The following is a 13,023-nucleotide window of genomic DNA, read 5'->3' on the forward strand; positions in this document are numbered from 1 at the left end:
CAATTCCCGAATTTCCCGTAAGCCGATTTCAGGCAGGAACCCCATGATGGACGCCTTCGAACTTCCCCGCACCCTGGTCCAGTCCCTTCAACGTCGCGCCGCGCAGACCCCGGACCAGGTGGCTCTGCGCTTCCTGGCCGAGTCGGCCGAGCACAGTGTGGTACTGAGTTATCGCGACCTGGATCAACGCGCCCGCACCATCGCTGCCGCCTTGCAGGCGAATGCGGCACTGGGTGATCGGGCGGTGCTGTTGTTCCCCAGCGGCCCGGACTACGTCGCGGCGTTCTTTGGTTGCCTGTACGCCGGGGTGATCGCGGTGCCGGCTTATCCGCCGGAGTCCACCCGCCGTCATCACCAGGAGCGCCTGCTCTCGATCATCAGCGACGCCGAACCGCGCCTGCTGCTGACCATCGCCAGCCTGGGCGATGGCCTGGCGCAGCTCGAAAACGCGCCGCCGGTGCTGAGCGTCGACACCCTGGAGGCGCACCTCGCCAACGCCTGGGTCGAACCCGAATTACACGCCGACGACATCGCGTTCCTGCAATACACCTCAGGCTCCACCGCGCTGCCCAAGGGCGTGCAGGTCAGCCACGGCAACCTGGTGGCCAATGAAGTGCTGATCCGTCGCGGCTTCGGCATCGACTTGAACCCCGACGACGTGATCGTCAGCTGGCTGCCGCTGTACCACGACATGGGCCTGATCGGCGGCCTGCTGCAGCCGATCTTCAGCGGCGTGCCGTGCGTGTTGATGTCGCCGGCCTACTTCCTGGGCCGGCCGTTGCGCTGGCTGGAGGCGATCAGTGAATACGGCGGCACCATCAGCGGCGGCCCGGATTTCGCCTACCGCCTGTGCAGTGAGCGGGTCAGCGACTCGGCGTTGGAGCGCCTCGACTTGAGCACCTGGCGCGTGGCGTATTCGGGCTCCGAACCGATCCGCCTCGACACCCTGGAGCGCTTCGCCGAGAAGTTCGCCGCCTGCGGTTTTACCCCGGATAATTTCTTCGCCTCTTATGGATTGGCCGAGGCGACCCTGTTTGTCGCCGGCGGCCGCCGTGGCCATGGCATCCCCGCACTGCGGGTCGACGAACAGGCCCTGGCGGCCAACCGCGCCGAGCCTGGGCAGGGCAGCGCGATCATGAGTTGCGGTACCAGCCAGCCGGATCACGCGGTGTTGATCGTCGATCCGAGCACGCTCAATGAGTTAGCGGATAACAGCGTCGGCGAACTCTGGGCCACCGGCCCAAGCATTGCTCACGGCTACTGGCGCAACCCCGAGGCCAGCGCCAAGACTTTCGTGCAGCACGCCGGCCGTACCTGGCTGCGCACCGGTGACCTGGGCTTTATCCGCGAGGGCGAGGTGTATATCACCGGCCGCCTGAAAGACCTGCTGATCGTGCGCGGCCACAACCTGTACCCCCAGGACATCGAGCAAACCATCGAGCGCGAAGTGGAAGTGGTACGCAAGGGCCGGGTCGCGGCATTTGCGGTGAATGACCAGGGCCTGGAGGGCATCGGCATTGCGGCGGAAATCAGCCGCAGCGTGCAGAAAATCCTGCCGCCCGAAGCGCTGATCAAGGCCATTCGCCAAGCGGTGGCCGAAGCCTGTCAAGAGGCGCCGAGTGTGGTGGTGCTGCTCAACCCCGGCGCCTTGCCCAAGACGTCCAGCGGCAAGGTGCAGCGTGCGGCCTGCGCGCTGCGCCACAAGGATGGCAGCCTCGACCGCTATGCACAGTTCCCGGACCTGCAGGTGCGAGCGAGCGATTCCGCACTGGAGTCCGAACTGCAGAGCCAGATAGCAGCGATCTGGTGCGAGCAGTTGCAAGTCGCCACGGTGGCGGCCGATGACCATTTCTTCCTGCTCGGCGGCAACTCCATCACCGCCACTCAGGTGGTCGCCCGCCTGCGCGAAACCCTCGGCCTGGAGCTGAACCTGCGTCTGCTGTTCGAGGCGCCGACGCTCGCCGCCTTTGCGGCGAATGTCGCGCAATTGCAGCACGACGGTGGCGTGGCCCAAGGCACGATCCATGCCTTGTCGCGCCAGGGCGAGCTGCCGCAGTCGCTGGCACAGAACCGCCTGTGGATCACCTGGCAGCTGGACCCAAACAGCAGCGCCTACACCATCCCGGGTGCCCTGCGCTTGCGTGGCGAGCTGGATGAAGACGCGGTGCGCTCAAGCCTCCAGCACTTGATCCAGCGCCACGAAGCTCTGCGCACGCGTTTCTACGAGCGCGACGGCCAAGCCTTCCAGCGTGTGGATGCGCGGGTTGAATTCGACCTGCACGTCATCGACCTCAGCGACCTGCCTGTCGCCGAGCGCGAGGCGCGTGCGCAGCAGATCCGCGAAGACGAAGCACGCACCCAGTTCGACCTGCAAAACGGCCCGCTGCTGTGGGTGACGCTGGTACGCCTGGACGATGAAGATCACCAACTGTTGGTGACGCTGCACCACATCATCGCCGACGGCTGGTCGTTGAATATCCTGATCGACGAGTTCTCGCGCTTGTACGCCGCTGCTTCCCAGGGCCAACCCCTGACGCTGCCGCCGTTGGCGCTGCAGTACGCCGACTATGGCAGTTGGCAGCGCCAATGGCTGGCGGAAGGCGAAGGCCAGCGGCAGCTTGCGTATTGGAAGGCGCAGTTGGGCGACGAGCATCCGAGCCTGAGCCTGGCCACCGATCACCCACGGTCTGCGCAACAGCGCCATAGCGCGTCGCGCCACACTGTGCGCCTGGACGCGAGCCTGAGCACAGCGCTTCGCCAGACCGCCCAGGCTAATGAATCCACGCCGTTCATGCTGTTGCTCGCGGCGTTCCAGACCTTGCTCTACCGCTACAGCGGCCAGCGCGATATCCGCATCGGCGTGCCGAATGCCAACCGTCCACGCCAGGAAACCCAGGGCCTGATCGGCTTTTTCATCAACACCCTGGTGCTGCGCGCCGAGCTGGACGGGCGCCTGCCGTTCAACCAGTTGCTGGCCGCCACCCGCCAGACTGCGTTGGGTGCCCAGGCTCATCAGGATCTGCCGTTCGAACAACTGCTGGAGGCGTTCCCGCAGGCCCGCGAGCAGGGCCTGTTCCAGGTCATGTTCAACCACCAGCAGCGCGACTTGAGTGCGTTGCGCCGCCTGCCGGGCATGCTGGCCGATGAGCTGCCATGGCACAGCCGTGAGGCCAAGTTCGACCTGCAACTGCACAGCGAAGAGGATCGTAATGGGCGCCTGAGCCTGTCGTTCGACTACGCCGATGAACTGTTCGACAGCGCCACCATTCAGCGCCTGGCCGAGCATTTCATCAACCTGCTGCAGGCCGTGTGCGAGCAACCGCAACAGGCCATCGGCGACCTCAAACTGCTGCAGCACGACGACCAACAGCCCTGGAGCGAAGCGCCGTGTGCGCCTGCCCGGCAGTGGCTGCCCGAACTGCTCAACCTGCAGACCTCGGACAATACTGCGCTGGTTTGGCAGGACGGTAGCCTGACCTTCGCCCAACTGCACACCCAGGCCAACCGGCTGGCCCACTACCTGCGCGACAAAGGTGTCGGCCCGGATGTGTGCGTGGCCATCGCCGCCGAGCGTTCGCCGCAACTGCTGATCGGTCTGCTGGCAATCATCAAGGCCGGTGGCGCCTATGTGCCGCTGGACCCGGATTACCCGGCCGAGCGCCTGGCCTACATGCTCCAGGACAGCGGCGTGCACCTGCTGCTGACCCAGACCGCCTTGCTGGACCGCGTGCCGAGCGCCGAGGGCGTGTGCGTGGTCGCCATGGACAGCCTGCACCTCGACAGCTGGCCGACCCAGGCGCCGGGCCTGCATCTGCATGGCGATAACCTTGCCTACGTGATCTACACCTCCGGTTCCACCGGCCAGCCCAAAGGCGTGGGCAATACCCATGCGGCCCTGGCCGAGCGCTTGCAATGGATGCAGGCCACCTATCAGCTGAACGACAGCGACGTGCTGATGCAAAAAGCGCCGATCAGTTTCGACGTGTCGGTGTGGGAGTGCTTCTGGCCGTTGATCACCGGGTGCCGCCTGGTGCTGGCCGGCCCCGGCGAGCACCGTGACCCGCATCGCATCGCGCAGCTTGTGCAGGAGCATGGCGTGACCACGCTGCACTTTGTGCCGCCGCTGTTGCAGTTGTTTATCGACGAGCCGTTGGTGGCCGAATGCACCAGCCTGCGTCGACTGTTCTCCGGCGGCGAAGCCTTGCCTGCCGAGTTGCGCAACCGGGTGCTGGCGCAGTTGCCGGCGGTGCAATTGCACAACCGTTATGGCCCGACCGAAACCGCGATCAACGTCACCCACTGGCACTGCACCGCCGAAGATGGCGAGCGTTCGCCGATCGGCCGCCCGCTGGGCAATGTGATCTGCCGCGTGCTGGACGAGCAGCTCAACCCGCTGCCGGCCGGGGTGCCAGGTGAACTGTGCATTGGTGGTATCGGCCTGGCGCGCGGTTACCTTGGGCGTGCCGGGCTGACCGCTGAACGTTTTGTCGCCGACCCCCTGGGCGCGGCGGGCGCACGCCTGTACCGCACTGGCGACCGTGCGCGCTGGAGCGCGGATGGCGTGCTCGAATACCTCGGCCGCCTCGATCAGCAGGTCAAGCTGCGTGGTTTCCGTGTGGAGCCGGAAGAAATCGAATCGCGGATGCTGGCCCTGGACGGTATCGCCCAGGCCGTGGTGCTGGTGCGTGACGCGCAACTGATCGGCTACTACACCGCCAGCACTGCAGTGGATGAACAGGACGTGAAAGCCGCCCTGGCCGCCGAGCTGCCGGAGTACATGGTGCCCGCACGGTTGATGCGCCTGGACGCGATGCCCCTGAGCCCCAGCGGCAAACTCGAGCGTCGCGCCTTGCCGGAGCCGGTGTGGCACACCCGCGAGCACGTTGAACCCGAGACGCCGCTGCAGCAGCAGGTCGCGACGATCTGGCGCGAAGTGCTGGGGCTGGCGCGTATTGGCCTGAACGATGACTTTTTCGCCCTCGGCGGCCACTCGTTGCTCGCCACGCAAATCATCTCCCGCACCCGCCAGGCCTGCGACGTGGAGTTGCCGTTGCGTACCCTGTTCGAAGCCAGCGAGTTGGGCGCCTTTGCCGAGCAAGTGCGCCTGATCCAGGCGGCCGGCCAGCGTAACCAGCAAACCGCAATCGCCCGGGTCGACCGCAGCGTGCCTGTGCCGTTGTCCTATTCGCAGCAGCGCATGTGGTTCTTGTGGCAGATGGAACCGGACAGCCCGGCCTACAACGTCGGCGGTATGGCGCGCCTGCGCGGCGTGCTGGATGTGGGGCGTTTCGAGGCGGCGTTGCAAGCCTTGATCATGCGCCACGAGACCCTGCGCACCACGTTCCCGAGTGTCGATGGCGTGGCCTGGCAGAAGGTCTCGGCGCAGACCGGCCTGCGCATGGACTGGCAGGATTTCTCGGCCTTGAATGAAACCGAACGCCAGCAACGTCTGCAGCAATTGGCCGATCAGGAGGCGCACACGCCGTTCAACCTGGAGACCGGGCCGTTGCTGCGTGCGTGCCTGGTCAAGGCCGGCGAACAGGAACACTACTCTGGTGCTGACCCTGCACCATATCGTCACCGAAGGCTGGGCCATGGACATCTTTGCCCGTGAACTCAGTGCCTTGTACGAAGCCTTTATCGACGAACGCCTGTCGCCGCTCGCGCCGTTGCCGGTGCAATACCTCGATTACAGCGTGTGGCAGCGTCAGTGGCTGGAAGGCGGCGAACGCCAGCGCCAGCTGGATTACTGGGTTGCGCAACTGGGTCACGAACATCCATTGCTGGAACTGCCCGGCGATCGCCCACGCCCACCGGTGCAAAGCTACCAGGGCGAGCTGTACCGTTTTGACCTGAGCGATGACCTGGCCGCCCGTGTGCGTGCGTTCAACGCCGAGCGCGGCCTCACCCTGTTCATGACCATGACCGCCACCCTGGCCGTGTTGCTCTACCGCTACAGCGGCCAGACCGACCTGCGCATCGGCGCGCCGGTAGCCAACCGCATCCGCCCGGAAAGCGAAGGCTTGATCGGCGCCTTCCTCAACACCCAAGTGCTGCGTTGCCAGCTCAACGGGCAGATGAGTGTTGCGCAGTTGTTCGAGCACGTGCGCCACACGGTGATCGAAGGCCAGTCCCACCAGGACCTGCCGTTCGACCACCTGGTGGAAGCCCTGCAACCCCCGCGCAGTGCGGCGTACAACCCGCTGTTCCAAGTGATGTGCAACGTGCAGCGCTGGGAGTTCCAACAGCGCCGCCAACTGGCCGGCATGACCGTCGAATACCTGGCCAACGATGCCCGTGCGACCAAGTTCGACCTCAACCTGGAAGTCACCGACCTCGACCATCGCCTGGGTTGCTGCCTGACCTACAGCACCGACTTGTTCGATGAGCCGCGCATTGCGCGCATGGCCGAACATTGGCGCAACCTGCTCGAGGCGTTGATCGCCGATCCGCAACAACGCCTCAGCGAACTGCCGTTGCTGACCCGCGTTGAGCAGTCTGCGTTGCAGGACAGCCTCGGCGTGGAAGCCGGCGAGCACCGCCTCGATCAGTGCATCCAGCAACTCTTCAGCCAACAGGCGGCCAAGCGCGCCGACGCCCCGGCGCTGACTTTTGCCGGCGTTACCCTCAGCTACGCCGAACTGGACGCCCGCGCCAACCGCCTGGCCTGGATGCTGCGCGAACGCGGGGTAGGCCCGCAGGTGCGTGTCGGCCTGGCGCTGCCGCGTTCCCTGGAAATGGTCATCGGCCTGCTGGCGATTCTCAAGGCGGGCGGCGCCTACGTGCCGCTGGACCCGGAATACCCGCTGGACCGCCTGCACTACATGATCGAAGACAGCGGCATTGGCCTGTTGCTCAGCGACGCGGCGATGTTCGAAGCGCTGGGTGAACTGCCGGCCACCGTCGCGTGCTGGTGCCTGGAAGATGACCTGCCGGTGTTGGCAAATTACCCGGCTGGCGAGCTGCCGTTTATCAGTCTGCCGCAGCATCAGGCGTACCTGATCTACACCTCGGGCTCCACCGGCAAGCCGAAAGGCGTAGTGGTGGCCCACGGTGAAATCGCCATGCACTGCCAGGCGGTGATCGAGCGTTTTGGCATGCGCCCGGACGACTGCGAACTGCACTTCTATTCGATCAACTTCGACGCCGCCACCGAGCGTCTGCTGGTGCCGTTGCTCAGTGGTGCGCAGGTGGTATTGCGTGCGCAGGGCCAGTGGGATGCCGAAGAGATCTGCGCGCTGATCCGCACCCATCGCATCAATATCCTCGGCTTTACTCCGAGCTACGGCAGCCAGTTGGCGCAATGGCTGGCGACCCAGCAGCAGACCTTGCCGGTGCGCATGTGCATCACCGGGGGCGAAGCGCTGACCGGCGAACACCTGCAGCGCATCCGCGCCGCCTTCCAGCCCGAGGTGTTTTTCAACGCCTATGGCCCGACCGAAACCGTGGTGATGCCGCTGGCCAGCCTGGCGCCGCAGCACCTGGAGGAGGGTGCCGGCAGCGTGCCGATCGGCAGCATTATCGGGGCCCGTGTGGCCTATATTCTCGACGCCGACCTGGCCTTGGTGCCGCAAGGTGCGACCGGTGAGTTGTACGTCGGCGGCGCCGGTCTGGCCCAGGGTTACCATGAGCGTGCGGGCATGACCGCCGAGCGGTTTGTCGCCGACCCGTTTGCCGCCAATGGCGGGCGCCTGTACCGCACCGGCGACCTGGTGCGCCAGCGTGCCGATGGTTTGGTGGAGTATCTGGGCCGTATCGACCATCAAGTGAAGATTCGCGGTTTCCGCATCGAGCTGGGCGAAATCGAAACGCGCCTGCTGGAGCACGAGGCCGTGCGCGAGGCGGTGGTGCTGGCGCTGGATTCACCGAGCGGCAAACAGCTGGTGGCATACCTGGTCAGCGATGCCGAGCACGGCGCATTGCGCGAGGCGCTGAAGGCGCACCTCAAGGCGCAACTGCCGGACTACATGGTGCCCACACACCTGATCGTGCTGGACAGCATGCCGCTGACCGCCAACGGCAAACTCGACCGCCGCGCCTTGCCGCAGCCCGACCCCGAGGCGAACCGCCAACAGTATGTCGCGCCGCGCAACGAACTGGAGCACACCCTGGCGGCGATCTGGTGCGCGGTGTTGAACGTGCAGCAAGTCGGCCTCGACGATAACTTCTTTGAGCTGGGCGGCGATTCGATCCTGTCGATCCAAGTGGTCAGCCGTGCGCGGCAGGCGGGGATTCATTTCAGCCCTCGCGACCTGTTCCAGCACCAGACCGTGCAAACCCTGGCCGCCGTCGCCACGCGCTCCGAGCAGGTCACGGCCGAGCAGGGCGTGCTGACCGGCAGCTCGGGTCTCACGCCGATTCAGCACTGGTTCTTCGACACGCAGATTCCCAATCGTCAGCACTGGAACCAGGCGCTGTTGCTCAAACCGTTGCAACTGCTGCAACCCCATCGCCTGGAGCAAGCGCTGCTGGCCGTGCTGGAGCACCATGACGCCCTGCGCCTGAGCTTCACGCCACGCGACGCGCAATGGCACGCCGAACATTTGGCCGTGCCACAAGGCGGCGTGCTGATGCAGGCGCAAGTGCGCGATATTCAGCAGTGCAGCGCCCTGTTCACCGACACCCAGCGCAGCCTCGACCTGGAACACGGTCCGCTGTTGCGTGCCTTGCTGGTGGACGGGCCGCAGGGCCAGCAACGCCTGCTGATCGTGATCCATCACCTGGTGGTGGATGGCGTGTCGTGGCGCGTCTTGCTGGAAGATCTGCAAGCGGTCTACCGCCAACTGAGCGACGGCCAGTCCGTCAGCCTGCCGGTCAAGACCAGCGCGTTGCGTGATTGGGCCGCCCGCTTGCAGGCCTATGCCGGCAGCGAATCACTGCGCGAAGAAATGCACACCTGGCAGCAGCAGTTGGCCGGCCCGGCTGTCGCCTTGCCGGTGGATCGCCCCCAAGGCTCGCTGCGCAACCGCGATGCCGACACCGTCAGTGTGCGTCTGGATGCCGAACACACCCGCCAGCTGCTGCAACAGGCCCCAAGCGCCTACCGCACCCAGGTCAACGACCTGCTGTTGACCGCCCTGGCCCGCGTGCTGTGCCGCTGGAGTGGCCACGCGTCGGCGCTGATCCAGCTGGAAGGTCATGGCCGCGAAAGCCTGTTCGATGACGTCGACCTGACTCGCAGCGTCGGCTGGTTCACCAGTGCTTACCCCCTGCGTCTGACCCCGCAAGCCGGGCAGGGTGACTCGATCAAGGCCATCAAGGAGCAACTGCGCGGCGTGCCGCACAAAGGCTTGGGCTACGGCGTGCTGCGCTACCTGGCGGACGGCCTGTGCCAACAGACGATGGCCGCATTGCCGACGGCGGACATCACCTTTAACTACCTCGGGCAGTTCGACCAGAGCTTCGGCGCCGATGCGCTGTTCCACCCGCTGGATGAATCCGCCGGCCAGGCCCATGACCCGGATGCGCCGCTGCCCAACGAGCTGAGTATCGACAGCCAGGTGTACGGCGGCGAACTGGTGCTGCGCTGGACCTTCAGCCGCGAACGTTTCGATCAGCCTACCGTGCGCGAATTGGCCGATGCGTATCTGGCCGAATTGCAAAGCCTGATCCAGCACTGCCTGCAGGACGATGCCGGTGGCCTTACGCCGTCCGACTTCCCGCTGGCGCACTTGACCCAACCGCAACTCGACAGCCTGCCGGTGCCGGCAGGCGTCATCGAAGACGTGTACCCGCTGACCCCGATGCAGGAGGGCCTGCTGCTGCACACTCTGCTGGAACCGGGCACCGGCCTGTACTACATGCAGGACCGCTACCGCATCAACAGCGCGCTGGACCCCGAGCGTTTCGCCCAGGCCTGGCAGGCGGTGATCGCCCGCCACGAAGCCTTGCGCGCCTCGTTCTGCTGGAATGTCGGCGAAGACATGCTGCAAGTGATCCACAAACCGGGCAGCACGCCGATTGACTACCTGGACTGGAGCGCCGATCCCGAGGACGAGCAGGAGCCTCGTCTGCAAGCGTTGCTCAAGGCCGAGCGCGAAGCCGGTTTCGATCTGCTTAACCAGGCGCCGTTCCACCTGCGTCTGATCCGCGTCGGCGAAGCGCGCTACTGGTTCATGATGAGCAACCACCACATCCTCATCGATGCCTGGTGCCGTTCGCTGCTGATGAATGACTTTTTCGAGATCTACATGGCCCTCGGTGAAGGCCGCGAGGCGCAACTGGCGACGCCGCCGCGTTATCGCGACTACATCGCCTGGCTGCAACGCCAGAATCTGAATGAAGCGCGCCAGTGGTGGCAGCAGAACCTGCAAGGTTTTGAGCGCACCACGCCGATCCCGAGCGACCGGCCGTTCCTGCGCGAACATGCAGGTCACAGCGGCGGCATGGTGGTGGGCGACTGCTACACCCGTCTCGATGCCCGCGACGGTGCGCTACTGCGCGAATTGGCCCAGGCCCATCAACTCACCGTCAACACCTTCGCCCAGGCGGCGTGGGCGCTGGTACTGCGGCGCTTGAGCGGCGAGCGTGACGTGTTGTTCGGCGTCACCGTGGCCGGGCGCCCGGTGGCAATGCCCGAAATGCAACGCACTGTCGGCCTGTTTATCAACAGCATCGCGCTACGGGTGAAACTGCCTGAGGACGACCAGCCTTGCAGCGTGCGCCAGTGGCTGAGCGGCCTGCTCGACAGCAATATGCAGCTGCGCGAGTACGAATACCTGCCGCTGGTGACCATCCAGGAGCACAGCGAACTGCCCAAGGGCCAGCCGCTGTTCGACAGCCTGTTCGTGTTTGAAAACGCTCCGGTTGAAACCTCGGTACTCGACCGTGCGCAAAGCCTGAATGCCACTTCGGACTCCGGCCGCACCCACACCAACTTCCCGCTGACCGCCGTGTGCTATCCGGGCGATGACCTTGGCCTGCATCTGTCTTACGACCAGCGTTACTTTGACGAAACCACCGTGCAAGGCATGCTGGGCGAGTTCAAGCGCCTGCTGCTGGCGCTGGTGCAGGGCTTCCATGGCGAGATGGCCGACCTGCCGTTGATTGGCGAGCAGGAGCGGGCGTTCCTGGTGGACGGCTGCAACCAGAGCGAGCACGCCTACCCGCTGGAGCGCAGCTATGTCGAGCTGTTCGAAGCCCAGGTGGCCGCGCATCCGCAGCGTATCGCCGCCAGTTGCCTGGATCAGCAATGGACCTATGACGAGTTGAACCGGCGCAGCAACGGCCTGGGCTACGCGCTGACCGAGGCCGGTGTCGGACTGGATCAACCGGTGGCGTTGCTGGCCGAGCGCAACCTCGACCTGCTGGGCATGATCATCGGCAGCTTCAAGGCCGGTGCCGGTTACCTGCCGTTGGACCCAGGGCTGCCGCACCAGCGCCTGAGCCGCATCATCGAGCTGAGCCGTACGCCGTTGCTGGTGTGCACCGAGGCGTGTCGCGAGCAAGCCATTGAACTGCTGGAAGGCACCGACTGCCAGTTGCTGGTGTGGGAGGAAGTGCCTGGCCGTGGGGAAAACCCCGGGGTTTACAGTGCGCCGGACAACCTCGCCTACGTGATCTACACCTCAGGCTCCACCGGCCTGCCCAAAGGCGTGATGGTGGAGCAGCGCGGCATGCTCAATAACCAGTTGAGCAAGGTGCCGTACCTGGACCTGAGCCCTGCGGATGTGATCGCCCAGACCGCGTCGCAAAGCTTCGATATTTCCGTGTGGCAATTCCTCGCGGCGCCGCTGTTCGGTGCGCGGGTAGATATTGTGCCGAACACCCTTGCGCATGATCCGCAAGGCTTGCTGGCGCATGTTCAGGCGCAGGGCATTACCGTGCTGGAAAGCGTGCCGTCGCTGATCCAGGGCATGCTCGCTCAGGAGCGCATAAGCCTGGACGGCTTGCGCTGGATGTTGCCGACGGGTGAAGCGATGCCGCCGGAGCTGGCTCACCAGTGGTTGCAACGTTATCCGCAGATTGGCCTGGTCAACGCCTACGGCCCGGCGGAATGCTCGGACGATGTGGCGTTCTTCCGCGTCGATCCGGCCTCCACCCGTGGCACTTACTTGCCGATTGGCACGCCGACCGACAACAACCGCCTGTACCTGCTGGACGGCGCGCTGGAGCTGGTTGCGCAGGGCGCCGTGGGTGAACTGTGCGTGGCCGGTACCGGGGTGGGGCGCGGATATGTCAGCGATCCATTGCGCACCGCCCAGGTGTTTGTGCCGAACCCGTTCGGCGCACCGGGTGAGCGCCTGTATCGCACCGGCGACCTGGCCCGTCGGCGCAGCGATGGCGTGCTGGAGTACGTCGGGCGTATCGACCACCAGGTGAAGATTCGTGGTTACCGCATCGAACTGGGTGAAATCGAAGCGCGTCTGCACGAGCAACCGCAAGTGCGTGACGCGGCCGTGGGCGTGCAGGAAGGCGTCAACGGCAAGCATTTGGTGGGTTACCTGGTAGCCGCCGACGCGGCGCTCAACCCAAGCGAACGCCTGGACCGCATCAAGCAACGCCTGCGCGCCGAATTGCCGGAGTACATGGTGCCGCTGCACTGGCTATGGCTCGACCGCCTGCCGCTTAACGCCAATGGCAAACTCGACCGCAACGCCCTGCCGGCACTGGAGATCGGCCAGTTGCACAGCCAGGACTACCTGGCGCCGCGCAACGCGCTGGAAACCACTTTGGCTGCGATCTGGGCCGAAGTGTTGAAAGTCGAAAAGGTCGGCGTGCAGGACAATTTCTTCGAACTGGGCGGGCATTCGCTGCTGGCCACGCAGATTGCCTCGCGGGTGCAGAAAAACCTGCAACGCGATGTGCCGCTGCGGGCGATGTTCGAGTGCAGCACGGTGGCGGAGTTGGCCGAGTACATTGATGGGCTGGCAGCCAATGAAATCAGCGCGGAGAAAGTGGATCGCTTGAGTGATTTGATGGCGGAGCTGGAGGGGCTTTAGTCTTCAGTGCCTTTGAGGGCCGCATCGCAGGCAAGCCAGCTCCCACACTTGACTGTATTCACAGTTCAACATGTGGGAGCTG

General features: G+C 65.1%; 1 pseudogene. It reads left to right on the forward strand.

From position 1 onward, the window contains the following. Positions 1-43: 43 nt before the first annotated feature. Positions 44-12,941 (forward strand): annotated as a pseudogene (locus LRS56_04145) (non-ribosomal peptide synthetase). Positions 12,942-13,023: the final 82 nt, after the last annotated feature.

The sequence above is a fragment of the Pseudomonas poae genome (assembly GCA_028869255.1).
GTDB lineage: Bacteria > Pseudomonadota > Gammaproteobacteria > Pseudomonadales > Pseudomonadaceae > Aquipseudomonas > Aquipseudomonas poae_C.